The organism is Sporosarcina cyprini (assembly GCF_022048975.1).
Lineage (GTDB): Bacteria > Bacillota > Bacilli > Bacillales_A > Planococcaceae > Sporosarcina > Sporosarcina cyprini.
In genome coordinates this window covers 23,594-47,278 of record NZ_JAKMHX010000016.1, presented here as the reverse complement: position 1 = coordinate 47,278, position 23,685 = coordinate 23,594, and the positions used below count along the sequence as shown (strand labels likewise).

Below are 23,685 nucleotides of genomic sequence, written 5' to 3'. Positions count from 1 at the left end.
CCTACTTACATAGTCATGTATTTATTCAGTATAGCGAAACGTTTGGATGATTGCAGTATACGTGCTTGATGGGGCACGTCCTCGTTCATCTGCCTAAATCGGTTCCGAATGAATAAAAAGAGGAAGCCTCTGCGGAGAGACGGCTTCCCATCAGAATTAGATTTCTGTAGTCGTAATTTCGGGCGCTCCCAAACGGTTTTTCGCGCCATGCATTACAGGACCGACATACTCATTCAACTTCCAGCCGTTCGCGATAGCCGCTGTAACAAATTTCTTCGCTTCGATCACTGCTTCGCGGACACTAAGGCCATTCGCAAGGTTCGCTGTGATGGCAGCTGCAAAAGTGCAGCCTGCGCCATGATTGTAATGCGTGTCCGTCTTTTCAGCTTCTAGCAGCGTAAATGTTTGGCCGTCATAGAACAAGTCTGCCGCTTTGTCATGCTGCAATTGCTTGCCGCCTTTAATAACAACATTTCTCGCGCCAAGTGAATGTATTTTTTCAGCGACTGACTTCATTTGATCAATAGACGTTGGTGTTTTCATGCCAGCCAATTGGCCTGCTTCGAACAAGTTAGGTGTTACGATTTCCGCCTTCGGCAATAAATAGTTCACCATCGCATCGACAGTACCTGGATTCAATACTTCGTCTTCCCCTTTACAAACCATGACCGGGTCGATGACAACATGGCCAAGCCCGGATTCGTTTATTGCCTCTCCAGCTGTCTGGATGACTTCTTCTGTACTCAACATGCCTGTTTTAATAGCATCGACGCCTGTCGAAAGGGCTGTTTTCAGTTGCGCTTTCAATACATCGATGGGCAGGGAATAGACATGATGCGCCCAATTGTTATCGGGGTCCATTGTGACAACGACCGTCAAGGCAGTCATGCCATAGGTTCCGTGTTCTTGAAATGTTTTCAAGTCGGCCTGAATGCCAGCGCCGCCTGATGTATCTGATCCTGCAATGGTTAGTGTCTTTTTCAACGTCATAACAGAAAACCCCTTTATGATGGTTTACGTACGTCTTTAATGGTAATCAAAATGAAGAAAAAATACAATTGTCGGAAATTGTCTCTTTCCAGGAGACTCCTGCACAGGGCATCTTTTCAGTTGTTGAATCGGAAACTTTTCGATAGGCTGAACGTACAGATTACTAGCGAAAATACGTGAAAAAGAGAGAAGTGGCGTATAGAGGAGGGTGAAGCCAGGTATGGGAAATAAGAAGAAGATTAAAGAGATGGAAAAGATACTGGAAGAGCTGAAAGCGGCGGAGGGAGAACAGGCTGTCACAATGGAAGCCGTGACAGGCAGAAGACGGCGGACAAGCTTTTGGAGAATGGGGAAGGCTTTCTTTTCCATGTGGAGAAGATCGATACTTCTCATTGCAGTCCTTGTTGTGCTTCTTGTCATCGCTTTGCCATTCATTACCTTCTACTATTTAAAATCAGGTAGTACCTTTACAGAGGACAAAGGTGTCTTTTTAGAGAGAATTCAAGATTTGAATGAAATTGCGACTGCAGAATCGTATACGAAGGTCATCATCGAAAGACAGGATAACCAGTTATTCGGCCAGAGCATCGGCGTTAATCTGCCCGGCACGAAACGCCAATTGCTCGTTGTCATTCCAGGATCGGTGAAAGCGGGAGTGGACTTGAGCGATCTAACGGAAAAGGATATTACCATAAGTGAAAAGAACAAAACGGCTACATTAGAATTGCCGCCTGCTACCTTCCTCGGCGGGGCTGAAATTTACTTCGACCAGGTTGAAATCTATTCCTATGAAGGGGTCTTCCGGGAAAAGGCCGACATTCAAGAAGGCTACGAACTCGCAGAGGAAGCGAAGAAACTGATATTGGAAGAGAGTGCAGGACAAGGGGTCTTGCAAATGGCTGAACAAAATGCAGAGAAGACGTTGAGAGAAATGTTTTCATTCGCAGGCTACGAGGTAACCATCAACTTCAAGGAGTGACATGCGTTGAAACAAGTGTTTAAGAATGATTGGGACGAGGTGCTGGCGGAACAGTTCCAGCAATCGTATTACTTACAATTAAGAGAGTTTTTAAAAGAACAATATGCTTCAGCGCCTATTTATCCACTGATGGAGGATATGTGGACAGCCTTTCAATTGACGCCGTTCCATCAGGTGAAAGTCGTGATTTTAGGGCAAGACCCTTATCATGGCCCCGGGCAGGCGCACGGCCTCAGTTTCTCCGTAAAAGAAGATGTGAAACTGCCGCCCAGCCTTCGCAACATTTTCAAAGAATTAAAGACGGATATCGGTTGTGATATCCCGGTGCATGGTATGCTGACGGGATGGGCAGAGCAAGGCGTACTGCTCCTCAACACGGTGCTCACGGTACGGGAAGGCGAGGCCCATTCCCACCGGGGCAAAGGATGGGAGCTCTTTACAGATGAAGTGATCCGAAAATTATCAGCTCGTCATGAACCCGTTGTCTTTGTGTTATGGGGAAAACCTGCTCAAGCGAAAAAGAGTTTGATTGATATGAATCGGCATGCGATCATTGAATCGCCGCATCCAAGTCCGCTTAGTGCGAGCCGCGGCTTTTTCGGCAGCCGGCCATTTTCAAAGGTGAATGAACAATTGCAGCAATGGGGCGAGCGGCCAATTGACTGGTGCCGTACTGTGTAATTTGCATGCCATCCGTGATACAGTGGAAAGAGAAAGAGGGAGATAACCGTGACGGTTAACTGTTTTCAATGCCGGCATTTCTTTGTGACGTGGGAGCCTCAGCATCCGCGCGGCTGCAAAGCTTATGGGTTTAAGACCCGCGAACTCCCTTCCGTTGTCGTCCGCCGATCTTCGGGGATGGAATGCATGCATTTTGCACAAAAGAAGGGAGAAGCCGGAAAATGATTTCGCATGAACAAGTGTTAGCTGAAATGGAACGTCAACTGCAACAGGCCAGAACGGCCCGGGACGAACGCGCTGTCCGTGAAGCGCTTGCCGCCATCCGCTCACTATGTGAAGTGGTGCTCGGCGCTGCCCCTTCAGTAAGGCCAGAGCGCACGGAGCTGCCAAAGGAGCCAGTCCAGCAGCAAATTATCACGCAGTCTATTTCTTCAACAATGCCACTAGAGGGCAGGCCGTTAGAGGAAGAGGACGCCAATGGCGGGTCGCTTTTCGACTTTTGATAGCTCGTTGAGACACCTTGGTTGTACTCAGATTTCATGGTTCTGTATGCAAATTGTCGAAAACTTGTCATGCCATCCATAGGGTAAAACAGGTGGAAACGAGGTACGATAAGTAGAGCAGGTTTGGGTTAGGAGATGAACGGGTCGGCTTTTGCCGCATTGGTTCGATACAATATCCGTAGATTACCCCCTTGAAAGGTACTCGAATTGAAGGAGAGAAGGATACATATGCCATTTTTCATTATCGCGGGCGCAGTAAACGCCGCTCTCGCAGTCGCACTCGGGGCATTTGGTGCCCACGCATTGAAAGAAAAACTTTCGGAACATTATCTTGCCATCTGGGAAACCGCTGTGCAATATCAAATGTTCCACGCACTTGGTCTCATCGCAGTCGGAATTCTGATGAGTTCCTCCTTGCTCGGGCCTTCCACGCAGCTTAGCTGGGCAGGATACTTGCTGCTTGCAGGCATCATCATCTTCTCCGGCAGTTTGTATGCATTAAGCCTATCCGGCGTAGGCATACTCGGCGCCATTACACCAATTGGCGGCGTAGCCTTCATCGTCGGCTGGGTAATGTTGATCATCGCAGCGGCCAAATTTGGGAAATAAAAATAGGACAGCGGGACTCTTTTGATGGAGTCCGCTGTTTTTTTATTTGCGTGGGATGGGGGATTTATCATGCAGGGGAAAGAGTGAGTTTATTGCACTTAGCGCGAGTTGGAGCAGGCGATAAGGTGTTCATTCCCGCGTCCAGCTGGAGCAGGCGAACCGCTCGTAAATGCTTACGTACCGCTCGAATAATCCGAAGACAGCTCGTATCTCGTTTCGAACCTCTCGTATATTTCTGGAACCGCTCGTATATTTTTTCAACCACTCGTATATTCCGCTGACCGCTCGTATAATTTGGGGGCGGCTCGTGTCTCATGATTTTTTTAGACAAAGTAAACCAACGATCAAATCAATTTCTTGATTGGTCAAAGGCATTCAGCGCGACTTGGTGTAGGCGATGATATGTTACTTCCCGCGTCCAGCCGAAATGGGCGAACCGCTCGTATCTGCTTCCGAACCACTCGTATAATCCGAAGAGAGCTCGTATCGTGTCTCGAACCGCTCGTATATTTCTGGAACCGCTCGTATATTTTTTCAACCACTCGTATATTCCGCTGACCGCTCGTATCTCCGTTCGAACCACTCGTATAATTTGGGGGCGGCTCGTGTCTCATGATTTTTTAGACAAAGTAAACCAACGATCAAATCAATACCTTGATTGGTCAAAGGCATTCAGCGCGACTGGGAGCAGGCAATGATCTGTTACTTCCCGCGTCCAGCGGAAATGGGTGAACCGCTCGTATCTGCTTCCGTACCACTCGTATAATCCGAAGAGAGCTCGTATCGTGTCTCGAACCGCTCGTATATTTCTGGAACCTCTCGTATCTGCTTCCGAACCACTCGTATATCCCGATGACCGCTCGTATCTCGCCCAAAACCGCTCGTATAAATTGGGGGCAGCTCGTATCTCAAAATATTTTTAGAAAAAAGATAAACCGACGATCAGATTCATTCCTTGATTGGTCAAAGGCATTCAGTCCAACTGGGAGCAGGCAAGAATCTGTGACTTCCCGCGTCCAGCCGAAATGAGCGAACCGCTCGTATCTGCTTCCGTACCACTCGAATAATCCGAACACAGCTCGTATCTCGTTTCGAACCGCTCGTATATTTCTGGAACATCTCGTATCTGCTTCCAAACCACTCGTATATTCCCTTGACCGCTCGTATCTCCGTTCGAACCACTCGTATAATTGGGGGCGGCTCGTGTCTCATGATTTTTTTAGACAAAGTTAACCAACGATCAAATTAATTTCTTGATTGGTCAAAGGCATTCAACGCGACTTGGCGCAGGCAATGATCTGTTACTTCCCGCGTCCAGCGGAAATTGGCGAACCACTCGTATCTGCTTTCGAACCACTCGTATAATCCGAAGACAACTCGTATCGCGTTTCGAACCGCTCGTATATTTCTGGAACCTCTCGTATATATTTTCAACCACTCGTATATCCCGATTACCGCTCGTATCCCGTCCCGAACCGCTCGTATAATCCACGAACTACTCGTATCTCATCCCGGGCCACGTGACTATTTCTCTTGCATGGCTATTTTGTATTATTTTTCGGAAAATATACACAATCTTCCTGCTGGCCATTTGATACACTATAGGAAAGGAGGCGTTTCCATGAATGCTACAAAGTCCCGTTCCAAGACACCTTTATTTGCAGTGCTTCTCGTAGCCGTCGTTTTCAGCAATTATCTGGCGTACCGGTTGCCGGCGATTCCGTTGCCGCAGGATACCCGGGGGATGGTGATTGGCTCGCTCGTTGATTTATCGATTGTTGCACCGCTGCTCATTTTGGCGATGACGCGGAAAAAAGGGTTTACCCTGAAACGGTTTGTTACGTTCATGGTGCTTGGCCTTGTCGCGTCCCGGTTTATCATTCCATCCACCTACTTTGCGCCATTTGCCTTTATTCCGTACATTGCAATTGGTGGAGAGGCACTTTTCCTGTTAGCGGAGCTCGGCTTGATTTTTCTGCTGATCAAACATATACCATCTATTTTTAGAGAGATGAAACTTCAACAAACGAGTGGCTTATTTGCATTTCCTGCCCTAGTGAAACAGAAAGTATCCGGGCATCCGCTCGTTTCCATGCTGGCTGCGGAATCGCTTATGTTTTATTATGCTTTTGCATCGTGGAAGCGAAAACCGGAACTCGCTGAAAATCAGTTTACGTTGCATCAGAAAACCAGTTTAGTGGCGTTTTACATTATGCTGATTCATGCAATTGCCATTGAAACAATCGGCTTTCATTGGTGGCTGCACGAAAAATCGGTGCTTCTCGCGATAGGCTTGCTTGTCCTCAATGTCTATTCCATCGTCTATTTCCTTGCTGACATCCAAGCGGTACGGCTCAATCCGGTAACTGTTGGAGAGGATCGACTGTATGTATCACTTGGCCTTGGTAAACGGATGGAAATTCCGTATCAGGCTATCGAGAGGATCGAATGGGGAACAGAAGCTGAAGCGGTATCGTTAAAAGATAAAGAAGTCATCGACTTTATCGCCAGGGATTTTGAAGAGGGGAAAGCGCATTGCGTCATTCATTTTAATGTCCCGTTGACGGCCACAATGCTTCTCGGAATGGAGAAACCATTCAGGAAGGCGGCTATACGCCTGGATGAACCGATAACATTTCGGCGATTGCTTGAGGAAAAGATGGCCTAACAAAAACACTTCCGTCATGGTTTTTATGGACGGAAGTGTTTTTGCTTATCCTAATGGATTCTGATTAAAATAGTTCAGTTCCTCATTGAACTCTGCATAATCAAAATAGATCATCGGGAACAGATAGCGTTTGTTCGTCCCGACTTCACTCAGAATGACGTGATCTCGTCCGGCTGCTTCCACTCTTCCGACAACGGCTAGTGTGTTTTTGCCCGGCTCAATGGCATGCTCGAACGAGAAGTGGAAAACTCCAGGCTTGCCGCGGTTTAAACGTAAAATGTTTTCAATGTAAGATTGCTCTCCCGTAGCTGGCGGCCTGCCGCTTGGCAACGTCACTTGGGGTGGAACCATCTGCTGTTGCGGGTAAGCCGGATTCCAATAATATTGGACCATGTTTCAACTTCATCCTTTCATCTTTAAATTTGAGGACAATTTTCTTCTGTTGGGGAAAAGAAGCAATGCGATTTGTAACGGCCGGTATTCGGCTGATTGTACCATTGGGCAGGGCAATCTCCGGTCGGTCTGAAAAACCAGAGGGAACGGGTCGCTGGATGGAAACGTTCTCCGTTGATCACGCGCCTGGCCCGCCGGAGATCTTGTTCACGTGCGCGCTGGTAAAAATAACCCTTCTGCGTCGCTTCAAACCCGCCCGGCTGCTGGAACACCATTTGCTGTATCGTCCGGATATTTTGGAAATCAAGACAGTCCCCACGCACCCGATTTACCCCGACATTGCCGACCATCAGCATACCCAAATCCCCTTCACCCTCCGCTTCGGCTCGCATCAATCGGGCTAACAGATCCACTTCCTTGTCAGTGGCTTTAACAACGGCCACAGCAAAACCCCCTCACGACTACCATATGAAGAGAGATCGCCAATCATACATAAAAAAAGATTCGGATTGTGATAGAGTAGTTGGAAAGGGGGGAGCAATATGAAAATTGAAAATATCATTCCGGATTTTATTCACAATTACGAAGCGTCCGATCCGTTTGGACGTGAAGAGCTGGAAACATATATACAGAGCCACTCGAGTCTTTTTGAACTGTATTTTCCGGCCCATTGCCCAAGGACGGAAGAACGCCTGCAGCTTGCCTTGCAACAATATCCCGCTAAAGTGGATGATCTCAAAACATTCTCTGCAGACATGCCGGATGTTTTGTTAAAACTGGAACAGGATTTTGAAAAGACGTTTGGACTCGATTTGGAATTAACATTCAAATTAATCGTCGGGACATTCGGTTCCAATGCATTCGTTACGCGGACTAAAAAGAGAACCATATATTTCGCGGCAGAAAAGCTGTCTCCGATAAAAGAGCATCTGGAAGTGATTGCTGCCCACGAAATCGGCCATGTCACTCATTTTGCCCTCGGAACGAAAAACGGAATTGACTGGTCCAGTATTGAATGGACAAGCGGATTAACGACTCTTTACACAGAAGGCATTGCCACCTATCTCTCTATGAAGATGGTGCCGGGGCTGCGCGAATCCGTCTACTACACCTTTGACAATGAAGGCGATCCTTGGGCCTCCTGCTTCCATGAAAATAAAGCCGAAATCAAACGGCGTTTCCTCGAGGATGCCATGGCGGGATGGGATATGCCGAAGGAGAAGGAGTGGTTCCGCTTGTCAGGGGGCTCCTATTTCGGTTTGAATCGTATCGGCTACTTGCTCGGAACTGCCTATGTCCAGCACCTCGTTGACCGGATCGGTGAGGAGGAAGCCTTGACGTATTGGGTAGGACAAGATGTGAAGGAAGATATATTGGAATGGCTTGGAGAGGAATGAAATTGCTCAGCCTTCGAGGACACAATGATGATTAAAGAACTTCTTTCTAAAAATGAAATCCTGGAAGCTTTTCCAATTATGAAGCAGCTTCGGCCTCATTTGAATGAAAACAGTTATGTTGAATTAGTGATGGCTACCAAAGAGAGTGACGGGTATAGGATGTTTGCTCTCTTCGATAAAAATACAATGACTGCGGTTATCGGCTTTAAACCGATGATTACACTTTCAAGCGGCCGGTATGTATGGATTTGCGATTTGGTTACAGATCAAACGATACGCTCGAAAGGGTATGGAGAAAGACTGCTGACATTTGTGGAGGAATGGGCCAAAGAAAATAAATTCGGCAGCATTTCTTTGTCTTCAGGCCTGGAACGGACGGGTGCCCATCGTTTTTATGAAGAGAAAATGGACTACACCAAAGCTAGTTATGTGTATAAGAAATATCTATAGGCATTCAGCATAAAAAAGACCGCCCAACCGGACGGTCTTTTTGTGTGAAATTATATCTGGAAGAATGCAGCCTTTTGATCGCCGTCTAAAAGAGTTCCGACGAAGAAGGAGCCGAAGACGCCGTAGCGGGCGCTCACTTCATCAAAACGCATTTCGTAGACAAGCTTTTTGAACTGCAGGACATCGTCTGAGAAGAGGGTAACGCCCCATTCAAAATCATCAAATCCAACAGAACCAGAAATGATTTGCTTCACTTTGCCTGCATAGCCGCGGCCGATCATGCCGTGGCTGCGCATCAATTCTTTCCGCTTGTCCATATCGAGCATATACCAATTGTCATCGCCTTCGCGTTTTTTATCCATCGGATAGAAGCAGACGTACTGGCTGCGTGGAAGTTCAGGATACAGGCGCGAGCGGACGTATGGATTTTGATATGGATCATCATTTGATTCGCCTGCCAAGTAGTTCGATAATTCAACGACCGATACGTAAGAATACGCCGGCACGGTGTAGTCGGCAATCGTCAATTTATTGAATTCAGCTTCGAGCTGTTGAAGTTCATCCATTGTCGGACGAAGCATCATGAGCATGAAATCCGCTTTTTGGCCAACGACTGTGTAGAAAGCATGGCTTCCTGTCTTTTCATTGTCAGCTGTTTGCAGTTTATCTAAAAATGCCATGAATTCAGCGACCGCTTCTTGACGCTCCTCTTTCGAGATTAACTTCCAGGAAGCCCAGTCCATCGTGCGGAAATCATGTAATACATACCAACCATCGAGTGTTATTGCAGCTTCGTTCAAGTGGATTCAAACTCCTTTGCGTTTTGAATTTATTCTACTATCAGTGTAGCATATTGAACCCGTGAAAGCGGCAACAGGGGCTTCATGTCATCAATTTGACAAGAAGTAAATGGCTGTTCCGATTCCCCTTGGCAGTGGTATGCTAAGAGGACAGAAGAAAAAGAAGGGTGGATGCCGGATGACAGATTTATTCAACCAGCTGCGACAACAACTGGACAACCGCGGAAAGAGGATTGTTTTGCCGGAAGGGACGGATGTCCGGGTTCTGACAGCCGCAGTGCGCTTGCAAGAGGAAGGCATTGTGAAGCCAATTCTGCTCGGTAATGAACAGCAATTACAACAAGCTACAGCAGATGCATCAATACAGATGGACGGAATCGAGTGGATTGATCCGGAACAAGCACCATATGTCGAAGAGCTGATCGAAATGTTCGTGGAACGCCGAAAAGGAAAGGCGACTGTGGAACAGGCGAGAGAGCTACTGAAGGACGCGAACGTCTTCGGAACGATGCTCGTTTACTCGGGACGTGCGGACGGACTTGTCAGTGGGGCGGCGCATTCGACTGCGGATACAGTACGGCCGGCACTCCAGATCATTAAAACAAAGCCTGGCGTATCAAAGACGAGCGGTGCTTTTATTATGATAAAGGGCGAGGAGAAGCTCGTATTCGCAGATTGCGCGATCACCATTGCGCCGACAGCCCAGGAGCTGGCGGAAATCGCATTGGAAAGTGCGAAAACAGCGAAGGCATTCGGCATCGATCCGAAGGTCGCGATGCTGTCATTTTCGACGAAGGGTTCCGCTGTCTCTGAAGAAACGGAGAAAGTAGTAGAGGCTGTTAAAATTGCTAAAACGCTCGATCCGGAATTAGCATTAGATGGCGAATTCCAATTTGATGCGGCCTATGTTCCGGAAGTGGCGGCGAAAAAAGCGCCGGACTCCGAGCTTAAAGGGGACGCGAATGTATTTGTCTTCCCGTCGCTTGAGGCAGGTAACATCGGCTATAAGCTTGTTCAACGGCTTGGCGGCTATGAAGCAATTGGCCCGATTTTGCAGGGGCTGAATGCGCCGGTCAATGACTTATCCCGCGGATGTTCTGCGGATGACGTGTACAAGCTGTCGCTGATCACAGCGGCACAAAGCTTGTAATTTGAAGATGGAAAGTGCAGGAGACATATATGAAGTCAAATGAAGAACTATCGCTTCATATGCCGAAATGGCGTTTTATGGACGAGTCATTCTCAGCCAGAGGGCGTTCGGCATTAGAATCATTTGCCGCAGATGATACACTATGCCACTTAGTTGGACAGCAGATGAGCAGTCCGGCCGTTCGCACATGGGTGCATGATCATACAGTGGTTCTTGGCATCCAAGATCATCGGCTTCCCCACATCGAGGAGGCTGTTCCGTTAATTCATGAGGCGGGCTATCAGACCATTGTCCGGAACTCCGGGGGTCTTGCCGTTGTGCTCGACAGCGGGGTGCTGAATATCTCCCTTGTTTTATCGGAACAGCAAGGCTCCATAGACATTCCAGAGGGATACGAAATGATGGTCGCCTTCGTAAAACACCTTTTCCCGGAAGCGGCAGACCGGATTGAGGCTTACGAGATCGTCGGCTCTTACTGCCCGGGCACATATGATTTAAGCATGGAAGGGCGCAAGTTCGCTGGAATTTCCCAGCGGAGATTGCGGCAAGGTGTGGCAGTCCAAGTGTACTTATGCGTGGAAGGGAGCGGTTCGGAAAGGGCCAAGCTTATCCGTACGCTGTATGAGGCGGGCCTGCAAGGGGAGGAGACAAAGTTCGCCTATCCCGTTATCGAGCCGGATGTCATGGCCTCCTTATCCGAGCTTCTGGGGACAGAGCTGACTGTGAGCGATATTGTCATTCGCACTCAGCTGTTGCTGCGGGAATTGAGCGGTGATCTCCAAATGGGCGGTTTCACGCCTGAGGAACTGGAGCTGTATGGATTTTATTTAAAACGAGTCGTCGAGCGCAATCAAAAAATGCTGCGTGCTTGAGATTGTAAAGCTGATAGAATAAAAAAAACCGCCGGATCAATTGTTGGCCGGCGGTTCTTTTGATACGAGATTCCCGTTTTTCTCCATCGTGAAGACAGGGGCAACCCGATCTTCCGTATCTTCCAACGTCACGAGACGGCGTGCGCGGTTCATAATTTGCACAAACTGCTCGTAATCATTGCGAAGTGTAGCGTTTTCGCGTTGTAGTTTCTCGATTTCCTGCTCTAACATGTGCACTTTATCATTTGCCATCTTGGCTGTATGCTTCCAGCGAAGTGATTCCGAATCTCCTCCGCCGTTATGATGCAAGCGGATTAAATAGGCAATGATTGTGTCCAGGGAGAGAGCTGAAAGCGGAACTGCCGCTTTTTCTTCGCCTTCACCGTTAGTTCCTGGCGTAAACAGCTGCTGGCTGCGTCGTTTGAAATCGGGACCGAGGACGCGCATCGCTTGTTTCCGTTCCTTTTTCGCTTCTGACAGCTCTTTCTCGTAATCTCTCCGCACGACTGCGTTCCATCTAAATCCACAAGCGGCGGCCGTTCTGTTCAGCGCATCTCCGACTTCTTCGAATGCGCTCAATTGTGTGCTTCCTTCGCGGACATGCCGCAATACCGTTTCAGCTAATAAAATATCATCTTGTTCTAACCAAGCATCTTGTCTGACCTTCACCATTTCCATGCCTCCTGCCAAATTCATAGTCTTTCTAACCTAAGGTCAGTGTGTACAACACAGAATACTTTTATTCATTCAAACTGCAACACTTCATAAAAAACATTTGATTCAACCTGTTGTCGATAGTCTGTTCCAAATCACTACATTTGCCATCTTCCGTTCGCAGTACTTTTTGATATACTTAAGAAAATGGATGGCCGGAGGTGCGGGAGATGGAATACAAAAATGAAAAGCTTCTGGAAGAGAAAGTATTCAAAGATCCGGTTCACCGATATATCCATGTACGGGACCAAGTGATCTGGGACGTCATCGGCACACGGGAATTCCAGCGGCTGCGCCGTATCCGGCAGCTTGGGACAACCTATCTCGTCTTTCACGGAGCGGAGCACAGCCGTTTTCAACATTCACTCGGTGTCTACGAAATTGTAAGACGCATCATCGACGATGGATTCAGCGGGCGAGCTGAATGGAACGATGAAGAACGTCTTGTTACGCTTTGTGCTGCTCTCCTTCATGATTTGGGCCACGGCCCTTTTTCGCATGCGTTCGAAAAGGTATTCAGCCTGGATCATGAGCAATTCACGCAGCGGATTTTGGTTGGCGATACGGAAGTGAACGCCGTTCTGCGAAAAGTGTCTCCTGATTTCCCGCAAAAAGTGGCCGATGTCATCGGCAAGACATACCCGGACAAGCTTGTCGTCAGCATGATCTCCAGCCAAATCGATGCGGACCGGATGGATTACCTCCAGCGAGATGCCTACTACACCGGCGTTTCCTACGGACATTTCGATATGGAACGAATCTTGCGCGTCATGCGGCCTGCAGAAGAACAGGTCGTCATCAAGTTTAGCGGCATGCATGCGGTGGAAGATTATATAATGAGCCGATACCAAATGTATTGGCAAGTGTATTTTCACCCGGTTTCGCGTAGTGCCGAAGTCATACTGATGAAAATCTTGCATCGGGCGAGACAGCTGCACAACAGCGGATACCAATTCACCTATGACCCTGTCCATTTCCGCTCTTTTTTCAATCAAACTTTTCAACTGGAAGACTACATATCACTGGATGAAAGTGTCTTATTAGCGTATTTCCAATGGTGGCGCAAAGAGAAAGATGCCATATTGGCAGACTTATGCGACCGTTTTATTAATCGGCGGCTGTTCCAATACGCTGAATTCGATCCGGCGAAGGAATACCGGAAGATCGGCAAGCTGGAGCAACTGTTTAAAGATGCCGGCTTGGATCCGGAATATTACCTCGTTGCCGACTCTTCCTCTGATTTGCCATACGACTTTTACCGTCCGGGCGAAGAGAACGAACGCGTCCCGATTTACTTGCAGATGCCAGGCGGCGAATTGCGGGAGCTGTCCCGATCCTCGGACATCGTGGACGCCATATCAGGCAAACGCCGAACCGACCATAAAATTTATTTCCCTGAAGATCTTTTGATCGAGAAGAAAGACGAAATACCGCTTTACGCGGACATGCTTAAAATGTTGAAAGAATGAGAGAGGAGTGGGCAACTTGTTGCAAGAACATGCCAGAATTGTACAGTTCATTTCACTGGCGCAAGAAGTGAGCGGTCGAAAAAAACTGCAGAAAATGGTATACATCGCAAAAAAAATGAACTTTGCATTCGTTGAAAAATATGAGTTACATATGTACGGACCGTACTCGGAGGAGTTGACGCTGCGCGTAGAAGAACTGTGCGCCATGGGATTCCTGTCCGAACAATGCACGGACAAAGGATCCTACGTCCAATATCACTACAACGTCACAGAAGAAGGGGAACGCTTCCTCGAAACAGCCGACACACCCCATGAAATGCTCAGCATCTGTATCGGCAAGCTGAACGGAAAAAGCTCCCGTTTCCTGGAACTCGTTTCGACCCTTCTCTACTTCGACCATCTGCCAAAAGAAGAGCAAGTGGCCAAAGTACATATTGTCAAAAGCAAACTCAACTTCACAGAAGACGAAATGACCGCAGCCTTCGAATTCATCGAAGAACTGCAACAATGCACAACCATCCCAGCCGGCTAATTGCCGGCTTTTTGTGTGGCTTGAAGAGAGGGGGAATCGTCTGAGTGTGAAGAACCAAGTTCAATGTGGCAATAAACCCGGGTTTCTCCGGCAAACTACCGTTTTTGGTGGGTACGTAAACAGCTTGAGCTTATAGTGTTCGGCTGACTATTGGTATAAGAAGAAGTAACACGACAAATCCATCTGAATTGTAGTCAAGCGGTGATCAATTCAGTTTAGGCGGTGATAGAAGCGGTTTACCCGGTGATAGAACGGTTTCAGGCGGTGATAGAAACCGTTTACCCGGTGATAGAATGGATTTAGACGGTGATAGGCGATTTAATGAGGATTATATTGGCTGAAGGGGCTGGAATTAGGGGAGCTAACCGAAATACTCCCTCCTGTAGCCACTCCCCCTAGAAAGTTAATATCCGGAACCATAACAACACCGACAAATACAAAATCGTCCTTGCATTTCATTCCAAATAAAAAAACCGGCATAGGCCGGTGGACTGTACAACTTATTCTGCGTCACTCAAGCGCTTTCCAGCGACGGCATAATGATTTTTAGACATCTCTTCGATGAACACGACAACGTTTTCGACGGGAGCTCCTGTTGTTTCGGAGACAACTGCTGTCACTTTTTCGCAGAGTGCACGTTTTTGTTCTTCTGTACGGCCTTCGATCATTTTTACGGTTACGTATGGCATACCATTTCCCCCTTCCTGCGATAATTCGGTATAGTGTATATAATAACAGAGTAGGAGAGGATATAAAAATGGCGAATGAAGAGAAACCTAAACAAAAATTGGGATTCACCATTATAAAGAACGATCCGACAGACGGCCATAAGGGCTTTGGTATCGGGTCGTTATCGCTTGAAAATATTTCGCCGGTCATCGTGGATATCGAGGCGGAAGAAGCCCGCATCGAGATAGGGGCGATGCATGCCCGCAGTGAGACGGAGCGCGGCGTGAAATTTACAACAAACCGGGAGGACTCGGAAGGCGGGAAGCCGTATTGGCTCGTTTGGGTGACGATCGATTTTAAGGAAGCCGGACCGTACTATGCGGGTGTGACTGCTTGTGAAATGGTCGTCAATAAGGAAAAACGGCGCGGTTACAAAATTCTGGCCGATCATGTGAATAAAATGGATAAATCGCTGAAGCGGCAAATCATTGTGGATGAGATGGATGAGAAGTCGAAGCGAATCCTTGCCGATTTCCTGCAATCGCATAACCCGGAGATGTGGGAACGGAGCGAGCCGAAACTGCGGATTGACCTGGGTTCAGAGTCGCCGCATTTATGAACAAAATGTGACATTTCCTTAAGACCATTGCATCCGAGGTTGAATGTAAACGAGAAAGGAAGTACACTAAAAATACAGCTTGCCATTGTAAGCTAGGACAACCGGAATAGCGCAGTCTGCGCCTGTATGTTTACAACCCAAGCAAATACGGGCGAGATGCCTAGATCGGTAAAAAAGCTATCCATCCTCTTAGTAGGACGGATAGCTTTTTTGATGGTTCCTCGTCTTTTATTCAAAGAAGGAGAATGGGAACAGTTCGAAGGAACCTTCTTCTTCGTCGTTACCGGACAGTCGGTCCTCCCGCAAGCTGCGATCGGTGCAAAGTTTTTGCGGCATATCCTTTTCCTTCACGTAAACCAGACGCTGTTTCGGACATTCATTAACCGCAATTCCGCCGGTTTCCACATCCACGATGACTCCGTTCACTCCGCTTGGCGGGACGAACGGTTCTTCCGTCTTCCCTTCGTGCACCTTCTCCATGAAGTCGATCCAGATCCGCTTGGAGGCGGCTTTGTCTTCAAACTCGGTCAAATTCTGCCCGACATCAAATCCAGTCCAAATTCCGGCTGTCAGCGACGGAGTAAATCCGATTAAGTATTGGTCTGAAATGGTCGTTCCGGACTTGGCTGCATAAGGACGCGTCTGCTTCGGCCGCATCGTCAGGCCGGTGGAAATCAAATAATCATTGAACACCGGATCAAACATACCTGTCATCAAATGAGTGAGGACGAACGCATCCTGCTCTGTAATCACACGTTTTTTTGTCGTTTTCGGCTTTTCATAAACGGTCCGGCCTTGCGCATCAGTAATGGATAATATAGTCGTCGGTTCCACTTTCAATCCGCTAGAGGCGACCCGGTTGTATGCATTGGTCATCTCTTTCAATGTGACAACGGAAGTGCCGAGTGCAACGGCCGGCGACTCTTGAAATTTCACATGCAGGCCGAGCCGCTCCGCCATATTATTGAACTTTTTATAGCCGACTTTTTCTAGCGTCTTAACCGCATAGATATTATCGGACAAAGCGATGGCCTGAGCCAGGGAGATCGGATGGCCGGCAAACTTTCCGTTAATGTTTTTCGGTTCATACGTGGAACGCCCTTCGTCATAGGTGAAAATGGTCCGCTCGGTCGACATGAAAGTCAGCGGGCTAAAGCCGTCTTCCAGAGCTGCCGCGTAAAGAATCGGCTTCATGGCGGAGCCCGGCTGCCGCTTTGCCTGTGTGGCTCGGTTAAAAGGACTTACCGCATAATCAGTGCCTCCGACCATGGAGGTAATGGCTCCGGTTTCCGGTTCCATCGAAATGAATGCGACCTGCAAATCGTTTTTCGGCATCCATTTGTCCACCATCTCTTCTGCGGCCTGCTGATGGTGCAAATCGAGCGTCGTTCGAATCGTCCATCCGCCTTCCCCAGGATAGCGCCCTTTTTCACTCAAAACTTTTTCAGCCTCTCTCCACACTTCATCCAAGAAGTAAGGCGCTACCCGTTTCATTTCCGACCACTCGTCTGTCTTTAACGCGATTGGTGTATTTTTTGCCCGTTCTTCCTGCACTTCCGTAATAAACCCTTGTTCCTCCATCAAATGAAGAATCGTCAATTGCCGGTTTCGCGAACGTTCGGGATTATCGATTGGCGAATAGATGGAGGGCCCCTTGGCAATGGCTGCGATGACGGCCGCCTCCTCGAGAGTCAGGTCCTTCGCCGGTTTGGCAAAATAAAACTTGCTGGCCGCTTCGACTCCGTACATCCCGTGATCGAAGTAGACCGTATTCATATAGCCTTCCAAAATCTCGTCTTTCTCATAGAAAATCTCTAGACGATAAGCGTACAGCGCTTCCTTTAATTTGCGGTTCCACGACTTCTCGTGTGTCAAATATAGATTACGGGCATACTGCTGAGTGATGGTACTGGCGCCTTCCGCCATTCTCATCGTTTTCACATCTTTCAGCACAGCCCCTGCGATCCTTCGGTAATCAAACCCGTTATGCTTATAAAAATTGCGATCCTCTGTCGCAATGAACGCATCCACCAGGTGAGGTGAAATATTATCTAAGCCGACCCAATACCTGCGTTCAGCCGAGTATTTATCGCCGATTTGCCGTCCGTTCTTATCGAGAAAGACAGACGCCTTGGGCACGCTCAGTGAGGGGGCACCCGCAATTTGCGCATAAATCCGAAGACATAACAGGGCTGTGAAAAAGGCGGTAACTCCGGTGATGGCAAGCATAAGGAAAGTGCGCAGCAATCTCCGCTTCTTCTGTTTTTTAATAAAATCAGACCGTTTCATCGCATCGGAACCCCCTTAAATGTTTCATTACCAACAGTATGGACACGCATCAGAGGATTAAACGGGCGGAATTGGGAAAACTTCGTTGGAAAGTTTGCAGCAGAAACGATATAATGGATAGATATTTGAGTAGGAGGATGGTTCTGAATGGAAACTGCGAATACGGAACGTGCCGTGGATGTCAAACTGCGGTCGACGATCATTCATCCAGGCCAGCCGGCAGATAAACATACACTGCAAGCAAAAGGTGTCATCATTGAAAAAGCGGGCAACCTATATTTGCGGTTTGAAGAAAAGCAGAATGGCCAAGTCATCCGGACAACGGTCAAACTTGGCGATGAGGAAGCGCTCATCATGAGGAGCGGTGCGGTGCAAATGCGTTTGCCGTTTTCCATCGGAACACCGAGACCGGGTACGTACGGAAATGGTCCAGCCATGTTCAATCTGCTAGTAAAGACAAAAGAACTTCAAATTGATACGGATAAAGCAGGCGCAGTAGGGGATTTTCATGTCCATTACGAACTGCATGCGGATGGAGCGCTGCTCGGTACATATAAGCTTCAAATTTCTTTCATGGAGGGACAAAAATGAACGCTGTAGAAAAGATACAACAAGAAATCAAATCGGCTTTCCGAAAAGCGGTTATCGCCGCTGACCTGGTGGCAGAAACAGAGATTCCGGAAATTCTACTGGAAACACCGAAAAACAAAGAAAACGGGGATTATGCGACGAACATCGCCATGCAGCTGACGAAGCTGGCGAAGAAGCCGCCACGCGTCATTGCGGAAACTATTTTGGAGCATTTGGAAACTGCGGATACAGCCATTAAATCAGTAGAAATCGCAGGCCCGGGCTTCATAAATATTCGGTTGAAGACCGATTTCCTTGGAGATGTAGTGAAAGCGGTACTGGCTCAAGGAACGGATTATGGACGTTCTACATTTGGCCAACACGAAAAAGTTCAAGTCGAGTTCGTTTCTGCCAACCCGACGGGCGACTTGCATCTAGGACATGCGCGCGGCGCATCCCTTGGCGATTCCCTCTGCAACATTCTTGATTTCGCGGGCTTCGACGTATCCCGTGAATACTACATTAACGATGCCGGCAATCAAGTAAATAATCTGGCTCTCTCAGTGGAAGCTCGCTACTTCCAGGCACTCGGCATGGACAAGGACATGCCGGAAGACGGCTACCATGGCCAGGATATTATTGAAATCGGAAAGACACTTGCGGAAGAGTACGGAGATCGGTACACACATATGCCGGAAACAGAGCGTCTTGAGTTTTTCCGCAAGTACGGACTTGAATACGAACTGGAAAAGTTGAAGAAGGACTTGGAAGACTTCCGGGTGCGTTTCGACAATTGGTTCTCAGAGACTTCTTTATATACCGATGGAAAAATCGGCATCGCACTCGATAAATTACGTAGCAATGGCCACGTCTTTGAAGAAGACGGCGCAACGTGGTTCCGTTCCACGACATTCGGCGACGATAAAGACCGTGTGTTGATCAAGAACGACGGAAGCTACACGTACTTGACGCCAGATATCGCGTATCATGAAGATAAGATTCGTCGTGGTTTTGACAAGCTTATCAATATTTGGGGCGCCGACCACCACGGCTATATTCCGCGGATGAAAGCAGCCATCGAAGCGCTTGGCTACGATCGCGACACGCTCGAAGTCGAAGTTGCCCAAATGGTGCAGCTGTACAAAGATGGCGAGAAATTCAAAATGAGCAAACGGACAGGGAAAGCAGTCACGCTGCGCGAACTGGTCGAGGATGTCGGTTTGGATGCCGTCCGTTACTTCTTCGCCATGCGTTCCGGCGATTCCCAAATGGACTTTGACTTGGATCTGGCCATTTCCCAGTCCAATGAAAATCCGGTCTACTATGCCCAATACGCACACGCGCGCATCTCATCCATCTTGCGCCAAGCGGAAGAAAAAGGCATGGTCGCTTCTACCGACCACGTGGACTTGCTGCAGTCGGAAAAAGAAGTCGAACTGCTAAAGAAAATTGGCGACTTCCCGAAAGTAGTCGCGGACGCAGCACGCCTGCGCTCGCCACACCGCATCGCAACATACATCCAGGAGCTGGCGGCTACCTTCCACAGCTTCTACAACGCAGAAAAAGTGCTCGACCCAGACAATCGCGACCAATCCGAAGCACGTCTGGCCCTCGTCACTGCAACACGCACAACAGTTGCCAACGCCTTGAAACTCATCGGCGTCGCAGCGCCTGAAAGAATGTAAAGAAAACCCTCGTCTGTCCCGGTTCATCGGGAGAGGCGGGGGTTGTTTTGTTATTCGTCTGAAGGGGGGACCTTTGAATGTAGGACGCATTGTGTAACCGCTCAAATCCTGTCCAGTCAGCAGGGGGATTCTGTAATCCGGCGTATCTCGTTTCGAACCGCTCGTATTTCCTTCCGAACCTCTCGTATATTTCGTTTACCGCTCGAATCCCGTTTTGAACCTCTCGTATAACTTTGTAACCGCTCGAATCCCGTTTTGAACCTCTCGAATAATTAAATTACCGCTCGAATCCGACTTGCAACCGCTCGTATCCTGACGGGTCAGCTGGGTAGATTTTTGTAATCAAACATAACTCGTTTCAAACCGCTCGTATTTCCTTCCGAACCTCCCGTATATTTCATTTACCGCTCGAATCGCGTTTCGAACCACTCGTAACCGCTCGTATCCTGTCCGGTCAGCTGGGGGGATTTTGTAATCATAAGAATCTCGTTTCAAACCGCTCCTATTTGCTTCCGAACCTCTCGTATATTTGATTAACCGCTCGTATCCAGTTTCGAACCACTCGTATAACTTTGTAACCGCTCGAATCACGTTTTGAACCTCTCGTATAATTAAATAACCGCTCGAATCCGACTTGCAACCGCTCGTATGTTTTTCTCTCCACATGAAATCCGCCTGGCCTCCTAATTAAATCGCACTCGTTTTCAGTCCGTTCATACTTGGAGAATCGAATTTACGACCCAAACTAAAAACCAACCCCTTGAATTGTTAAGTACATTCGGCGCGCCATAGGTTTTCTGATGACTTACTCATCTACGCGAACACGCCGATTTCATCCAATGATAGAATGCTCGTCGTTTAGATGGCATAATGCTTAGCTTATCCATTTGGCTACCGCTCGTATCCAGTTTCGAACCGCTCGTATTTGCATCCGAACCTCTCGTATATTTCATTTACCGCTCGAATAACGTTTTGAACCACTCGTATAACTTTGTAACCGCTCGTATCTCGTTTCGAACCACTCGTAAAATTGATTAACCGCTCGTATCCGGTTCCGAACCTCTCGTATGTTCTCCTCACCATGTAAAAATCCACCCGGCCATCTAAATAAATCGCCCTTGCTTACACTCCGTGCATGCCCGCAGTATCAAGTCTACAACCAAAATTCCTTAGATGGTAAAGTGCATTCAGCGCGCCATCAGCTTTCCAGTTACGTAATCCTCCTCGCGTACCAGCCGCACCGTTCTCAAAATTTAAACTACACCAAAAGCACAGGAAACTCGTCATTTCTCCACTCTTGTAATATTCGCTGCAACTTTCCGTCTATCGACAAGGAAATGTTTTATAGTATAATGGTTGCGTACACAATTACATATCCGAACATGAAGGTGCCCCGCCATCAACGACGGGGTTAAAAGGGAAGCCGGTTCGAAGCCGGCGCGGTCCCGCCACTGTAAGTGCGAGCTATCCGCCTGATGCCACTGGATCTGATCCGGGAAGGCGCGGTACGCGATTGGAGCACGAGCCAGGAGACCTGCCTTTGTGAATCACCCGCAACCCTACGAGGATAGGTTTGGTGAAGAGTCGGTGCGCTTTGGCGCGGCCGGATTTTTACTAGACGTTGTCCTCCGTTTATCTGACGGGGGATTTTTGTTTGGAATCATTAGGAGGAAGACAGGATGAAGAAGTTTTGGCAACTTTGGTTGACGGCTATATTCGCCGCATTGCTTTTGACGGCATGTGGCACGTCGGATGAGCCAAAGAAAGAGGATGCAACAGAGCAAACGAGCGAACAAACAGCTGGCGATTCCGAGCAGGCAGCTCCTGCGTTCCCGGTTACATTGACCGATGCGGTTGGCAATGAGTTCACATTTGAGGAAGCACCTAAGAAAATTGTTTCCTTGCAATCGAGCAACACGGAAATCCTGTTCGCTCTTGGTTTAAATGATGAAATTGTCGGCGTTACTGATTTCGATAATTACCCGGAAGAAGCGCTTGAAAAAGAAAAGGTTGGCGGCATGCAATTCAATGTCGAGCAAATCATTGCTATGGGCCCGGACGTTGTGTTCGCGAATGAAATGGGACAAAGCTCAGGTGAAGAAGGCTGGCAGCAAATCCGCGACGCGGGTATTCCGGTGTTTGTCGTAAAAAATGCGAAGAACTTTGATGAAACATATGAAACGATCAACACGATCGGAGAAGCAACAGGCAAGACGGAAGAAGCTGAAAAAATCGTAGCGGACATGAAAGCGAAAGTGGACGAAGTCGTTGCGAAAACAAAAGACGTCGAGACAAAGAAGCGTGTCTTTGTTGAAACATCCGATGCACCTGACATTTATGCACCTGGCAAAGGGACTTTCATGCAGGAAATGCTTGATATGATCGGTGCAGAAAACGTTGTAACGGCAGATGACTGGGCCTTGATCAGTCCTGAAGAAATCGTGAAGCAAAACCCTGACGTGATCATTGTCATGTACAGCTATGTGCCGGATATCGTGGAGAGCGTGAAAAACCGCGACGGCTTCAGCGATATTACAGCTGTCAAAGAAGACCGTGTCATTCAAGTTGATGAGAATATGACGAGCCGGACAGGCCCTCGCCTGGCGCTAGGACTGGAAGAAGTGGCGAAAGCCATTTACCCAGAGGCGTTCGGTGAATAAAACAGGCATCGCCTACATCGTGAGTGCCGCCACACTTGTTGTGGCGGTATGGCTCGGTGTATCCATCGGAACGGTGAAAGTGCCGCTGAGCACGTTCTGGGATTCGTCGGATACTACAGCAACAAATATTCTATGGAAAATCCGCATGCCGCGCGTCATATTGGCGGGCCTTGTCGGTGCATCGCTTGCCATCGCAGGTGCTGCGTTCCAAGGATTGCTGAAAAATCCGCTTGCCGATCCATACACCCTCGGAGTGTCATCCGGCGCCTCGGTAGGTGCGGTTGTGACACTCTTTTTTGGCTTATCCATTCCGATGCTGGGCGCGTATACGTTGCCAATCTTCAGCATGGTCGGCGCCGCAGTAACGATGTTCCTCGTGCTCGGATTTGCCAGACTCGTCGACCGGTCCATGAAAATGGAGACGATCATCTTGACTGGTATCATTTTCGGGTCGTTTCTCGGCTCAGTCCTCTCGCTGATGATTGCGCTGACCGGGGAAGAGCTGCGGCAAATTATCGGCTGGTTGCTCGGAAGTGTGTCGATGCGCGGTTGGAAATATATCGTCATGGTGCTGCCATTCGTTATCATTGGCTCATTCATCCTCTGGCTCAACCGGCGGGAGCTGAACGCCATGCTGTTCGGCGAAGAGCGGGCGCATCATTTAGGTGTCAATGTACGCAGGCGTAAATTCATGATTCTCATCGGAGGTTCCATTTTGACGGGTTCAGCTGTGGCTGTATCTGGGACGATTGGTTTCGTAGGCCTCGTCGTTCCGCATATGACAAGACTTCTGTGGGGAGCGGATCACCGTCATTTATTGACGCTATCTTTCTTCAATGGAGCGACGTTATTAATTATTTGTGATTTGATTGCACGAACAATCATTTCGCCTTCGGAACTGCCGGTCGGTGTCATCACTTCGTTCATCGGTGCGCCAGTATTCGCATACATCTTTTATCGACAGAGACGGAAAGGGGCCATGTAAT

The 23,685-nt window shown here is 48.3% G+C and carries 31 protein-coding genes and 1 riboswitch; of the genes, 17 read left to right on the top strand and 14 right to left on the bottom strand.

What is annotated here, in order from left to right:
• Positions 1–156: 156 nt before the first annotated feature.
• A complete protein-coding gene (gene thiD / locus L7D49_RS03875; protein ID WP_238079507.1) occupies positions 157–990 on the bottom strand; it encodes a bifunctional hydroxymethylpyrimidine kinase/phosphomethylpyrimidine kinase in 834 nt (277 codons plus the stop codon).
• A gap of 220 nt (positions 991–1,210) precedes the next feature.
• Between thiD and L7D49_RS03870 the strand changes: the two genes are divergently transcribed.
• The 5 genes from L7D49_RS03870 to L7D49_RS03850 all read left to right on the top strand — a co-directional run bounded on the left by L7D49_RS03870 (position 1,211) and on the right by L7D49_RS03850 (position 3,762).
• Positions 1,211–1,969: a DUF4230 domain-containing protein gene (locus L7D49_RS03870; RefSeq protein ID WP_238079506.1), complete on the top strand. Its 759-nt coding sequence runs from the start codon at positions 1,211–1,213 to the stop codon at positions 1,967–1,969.
• Between the two features lie 6 nt (positions 1,970–1,975).
• The gene (locus L7D49_RS03865) at positions 1,976–2,650 is read left to right on the top strand and encodes a uracil-DNA glycosylase (RefSeq protein ID WP_238079505.1); all 675 of its coding nucleotides are present in this window, start codon (positions 1,976–1,978) and stop codon (positions 2,648–2,650) included.
• A 48-nt stretch (positions 2,651–2,698) separates the two neighbouring features.
• Positions 2,699–2,875 carry a uracil-DNA glycosylase gene (locus L7D49_RS03860; protein ID WP_238079504.1) on the top strand — a complete coding sequence of 59 codons (177 nt, stop codon included), beginning with the start codon at positions 2,699–2,701 and terminating at the stop codon, positions 2,873–2,875.
• Positions 2,872–3,153 carry a YwdI family protein gene (locus tag L7D49_RS03855; RefSeq protein WP_238079503.1) on the top strand — a complete coding sequence of 94 codons (282 nt, stop codon included), beginning with the start codon at positions 2,872–2,874 and terminating at the stop codon, positions 3,151–3,153. The genes L7D49_RS03860 and L7D49_RS03855 overlap by 4 nt, the downstream gene beginning before the upstream one ends.
• A 228-nt stretch (positions 3,154–3,381) precedes the next feature.
• On the top strand, positions 3,382–3,762 hold the full coding sequence (locus L7D49_RS03850) for a DUF423 domain-containing protein (RefSeq protein ID WP_238079502.1): 381 nt from the start codon (positions 3,382–3,384) through the stop codon (positions 3,760–3,762).
• Positions 3,763–3,829: 67 nt separating this feature from the next.
• Here the strand turns inward: L7D49_RS03850 and L7D49_RS03845 are convergent, their stop codons facing one another.
• The 5 genes from L7D49_RS03845 to L7D49_RS03825 all read right to left on the bottom strand — a co-directional run bounded on the left by L7D49_RS03845 (position 3,830) and on the right by L7D49_RS03825 (position 5,196).
• Positions 3,830–4,027 (bottom strand): hypothetical protein, encoded by a 198-nt coding sequence (locus L7D49_RS03845; protein WP_238079501.1) that lies wholly within the window; start codon positions 4,025–4,027, stop codon positions 3,830–3,832.
• Positions 4,028–4,111: 84 nt separating this feature from the next.
• The gene (locus L7D49_RS03840) at positions 4,112–4,345 is read right to left on the bottom strand and encodes a hypothetical protein (RefSeq protein ID WP_238079500.1); all 234 of its coding nucleotides are present in this window, start codon (positions 4,343–4,345) and stop codon (positions 4,112–4,114) included.
• 119 nt (positions 4,346–4,464) lie between these two features.
• On the bottom strand, positions 4,465–4,602 hold the full coding sequence (locus tag L7D49_RS03835; protein WP_238079499.1) for a hypothetical protein: 138 nt from the start codon (positions 4,600–4,602) through the stop codon (positions 4,465–4,467).
• Between the two features lie 133 nt (positions 4,603–4,735).
• Positions 4,736–4,903 carry a hypothetical protein gene (locus L7D49_RS03830; protein ID WP_238079498.1) on the bottom strand — a complete coding sequence of 56 codons (168 nt, stop codon included), beginning with the start codon at positions 4,901–4,903 and terminating at the stop codon, positions 4,736–4,738.
• 104 nt (positions 4,904–5,007) lie between these two features.
• The gene (locus tag L7D49_RS03825; protein WP_238079497.1) at positions 5,008–5,196 is read right to left on the bottom strand and encodes a hypothetical protein; all 189 of its coding nucleotides are present in this window, start codon (positions 5,194–5,196) and stop codon (positions 5,008–5,010) included.
• Positions 5,197–5,383: 187 nt separating this feature from the next.
• Here L7D49_RS03825 and L7D49_RS03820 point away from each other — a divergent pair, with 187 nt between their 5' ends.
• Entirely contained in the window at positions 5,384–6,430 is a 1,047-nt protein-coding gene (locus tag L7D49_RS03820; RefSeq protein ID WP_238079496.1) for a beta-carotene 15,15'-monooxygenase, read from the top strand.
• A gap of 45 nt (positions 6,431–6,475) precedes the next feature.
• Here L7D49_RS03820 and L7D49_RS03815 read toward each other — a convergent pair whose 3' ends face one another.
• Both L7D49_RS03815 and L7D49_RS03810 read right to left on the bottom strand, forming a co-directional pair.
• A complete protein-coding gene (locus tag L7D49_RS03815) occupies positions 6,476–6,823 on the bottom strand; it encodes a spore coat protein GerQ (RefSeq protein ID WP_238079495.1) in 348 nt (115 codons plus the stop codon).
• Between the two features lie 23 nt (positions 6,824–6,846).
• The gene (locus tag L7D49_RS03810; RefSeq protein ID WP_238079494.1) at positions 6,847–7,266 is read right to left on the bottom strand and encodes a cell wall hydrolase; all 420 of its coding nucleotides are present in this window, start codon (positions 7,264–7,266) and stop codon (positions 6,847–6,849) included.
• A 99-nt stretch (positions 7,267–7,365) separates the two neighbouring features.
• Here L7D49_RS03810 and L7D49_RS03805 point away from each other — a divergent pair, with 99 nt between their 5' ends.
• Together L7D49_RS03805 and L7D49_RS03800 are read left to right on the top strand one after the other, a co-directional pair.
• Complete coding sequence (locus tag L7D49_RS03805; protein WP_238079493.1) at positions 7,366–8,220, top strand: aminopeptidase; 855 nt, start codon at positions 7,366–7,368, stop codon at positions 8,218–8,220.
• A gap of 27 nt (positions 8,221–8,247) precedes the next feature.
• Entirely contained in the window at positions 8,248–8,670 is a 423-nt protein-coding gene (locus L7D49_RS03800) for a GNAT family N-acetyltransferase (protein WP_238079492.1), read from the top strand.
• A 50-nt stretch (positions 8,671–8,720) separates the two neighbouring features.
• Here L7D49_RS03800 and hemQ read toward each other — a convergent pair whose 3' ends face one another.
• Complete coding sequence (gene hemQ / locus L7D49_RS03795; RefSeq protein ID WP_238079491.1) at positions 8,721–9,470, bottom strand: hydrogen peroxide-dependent heme synthase; 750 nt, start codon at positions 9,468–9,470, stop codon at positions 8,721–8,723.
• 178 nt (positions 9,471–9,648) lie between these two features.
• Here hemQ and pta point away from each other — a divergent pair, with 178 nt between their 5' ends.
• Both pta and lipL read left to right on the top strand, forming a co-directional pair.
• Positions 9,649–10,620 (top strand): phosphate acetyltransferase, encoded by a 972-nt coding sequence (gene pta, locus L7D49_RS03790; RefSeq protein WP_238079490.1) that lies wholly within the window; start codon positions 9,649–9,651, stop codon positions 10,618–10,620.
• Positions 10,621–10,649: 29 nt separating this feature from the next.
• Entirely contained in the window at positions 10,650–11,492 is an 843-nt protein-coding gene (gene lipL, locus L7D49_RS03785) for an octanoyl-[GcvH]:protein N-octanoyltransferase (RefSeq protein ID WP_238079489.1), read from the top strand.
• Positions 11,493–11,528: 36 nt separating this feature from the next.
• On the opposite strand, the gene L7D49_RS03780 is transcribed toward lipL, so the two are convergent.
• Entirely contained in the window at positions 11,529–12,164 is a 636-nt protein-coding gene (locus L7D49_RS03780) for an RsfA family transcriptional regulator (RefSeq protein WP_238079488.1), read from the bottom strand.
• A gap of 212 nt (positions 12,165–12,376) precedes the next feature.
• Between L7D49_RS03780 and L7D49_RS03775 the strand changes: the two genes are divergently transcribed.
• Both L7D49_RS03775 and L7D49_RS03770 read left to right on the top strand, forming a co-directional pair.
• Entirely contained in the window at positions 12,377–13,675 is a 1,299-nt protein-coding gene (locus L7D49_RS03775; protein ID WP_238079487.1) for an HD domain-containing protein, read from the top strand.
• A gap of 16 nt (positions 13,676–13,691) precedes the next feature.
• Complete coding sequence (locus L7D49_RS03770) at positions 13,692–14,207, top strand: YwgA family protein (protein WP_238079486.1); 516 nt, start codon at positions 13,692–13,694, stop codon at positions 14,205–14,207.
• Positions 14,208–14,707: 500 nt separating this feature from the next.
• Here the strand turns inward: L7D49_RS03770 and L7D49_RS03765 are convergent, their stop codons facing one another.
• Positions 14,708–14,896 carry a 2-hydroxymuconate tautomerase gene (locus L7D49_RS03765; RefSeq protein WP_207960143.1) on the bottom strand — a complete coding sequence of 63 codons (189 nt, stop codon included), beginning with the start codon at positions 14,894–14,896 and terminating at the stop codon, positions 14,708–14,710.
• A 68-nt stretch (positions 14,897–14,964) separates the two neighbouring features.
• On the opposite strand from L7D49_RS03765, the gene L7D49_RS03760 reads away from it, so the two are divergent.
• The gene (locus L7D49_RS03760; RefSeq protein WP_238079485.1) at positions 14,965–15,495 is read left to right on the top strand and encodes a YwhD family protein; all 531 of its coding nucleotides are present in this window, start codon (positions 14,965–14,967) and stop codon (positions 15,493–15,495) included.
• A 228-nt stretch (positions 15,496–15,723) separates the two neighbouring features.
• On the opposite strand, the gene L7D49_RS03755 is transcribed toward L7D49_RS03760, so the two are convergent.
• Positions 15,724–17,784 carry a transglycosylase domain-containing protein gene (locus tag L7D49_RS03755; protein WP_238079484.1) on the bottom strand — a complete coding sequence of 687 codons (2,061 nt, stop codon included), beginning with the start codon at positions 17,782–17,784 and terminating at the stop codon, positions 15,724–15,726.
• 147 nt (positions 17,785–17,931) lie between these two features.
• Here L7D49_RS03755 and L7D49_RS03750 point away from each other — a divergent pair, with 147 nt between their 5' ends.
• The gene (locus tag L7D49_RS03750) at positions 17,932–18,375 is read left to right on the top strand and encodes a YwiB family protein (RefSeq protein ID WP_238079483.1); all 444 of its coding nucleotides are present in this window, start codon (positions 17,932–17,934) and stop codon (positions 18,373–18,375) included.
• On the top strand, positions 18,372–20,039 hold the full coding sequence (gene argS, locus L7D49_RS03745; RefSeq protein WP_238079482.1) for an arginine--tRNA ligase: 1,668 nt from the start codon (positions 18,372–18,374) through the stop codon (positions 20,037–20,039). Before L7D49_RS03750 ends, argS begins: the two co-directional genes overlap by 4 nt.
• A gap of 342 nt (positions 20,040–20,381) precedes the next feature.
• Here the strand turns inward: argS and L7D49_RS03740 are convergent, their stop codons facing one another.
• Together L7D49_RS03740 and L7D49_RS03735 are read right to left on the bottom strand one after the other, a co-directional pair.
• Positions 20,382–20,705 carry a hypothetical protein gene (locus tag L7D49_RS03740; protein WP_238079481.1) on the bottom strand — a complete coding sequence of 108 codons (324 nt, stop codon included), beginning with the start codon at positions 20,703–20,705 and terminating at the stop codon, positions 20,382–20,384.
• 225 nt (positions 20,706–20,930) lie between these two features.
• A complete protein-coding gene (locus L7D49_RS03735; RefSeq protein WP_238079480.1) occupies positions 20,931–21,122 on the bottom strand; it encodes a hypothetical protein in 192 nt (63 codons plus the stop codon).
• A 286-nt stretch (positions 21,123–21,408) separates the two neighbouring features.
• Positions 21,409–21,595, top strand: a riboswitch (cobalamin riboswitch).
• A gap of 123 nt (positions 21,596–21,718) precedes the next feature.
• Here L7D49_RS03735 and L7D49_RS03730 point away from each other — a divergent pair.
• Together L7D49_RS03730 and L7D49_RS03725 are read left to right on the top strand one after the other, a co-directional pair.
• Positions 21,719–22,699, top strand: a complete 981-nt coding sequence (locus tag L7D49_RS03730) for an ABC transporter substrate-binding protein (RefSeq protein WP_238079479.1) — start codon at positions 21,719–21,721, stop codon at positions 22,697–22,699.
• Positions 22,692–23,684: a FecCD family ABC transporter permease gene (locus L7D49_RS03725; RefSeq protein WP_238079478.1), complete on the top strand. Its 993-nt coding sequence runs from the start codon at positions 22,692–22,694 to the stop codon at positions 23,682–23,684. Before L7D49_RS03730 ends, L7D49_RS03725 begins: the two co-directional genes overlap by 8 nt.
• The last annotated feature ends 1 nt before the right edge of the window (position 23,685 follow it).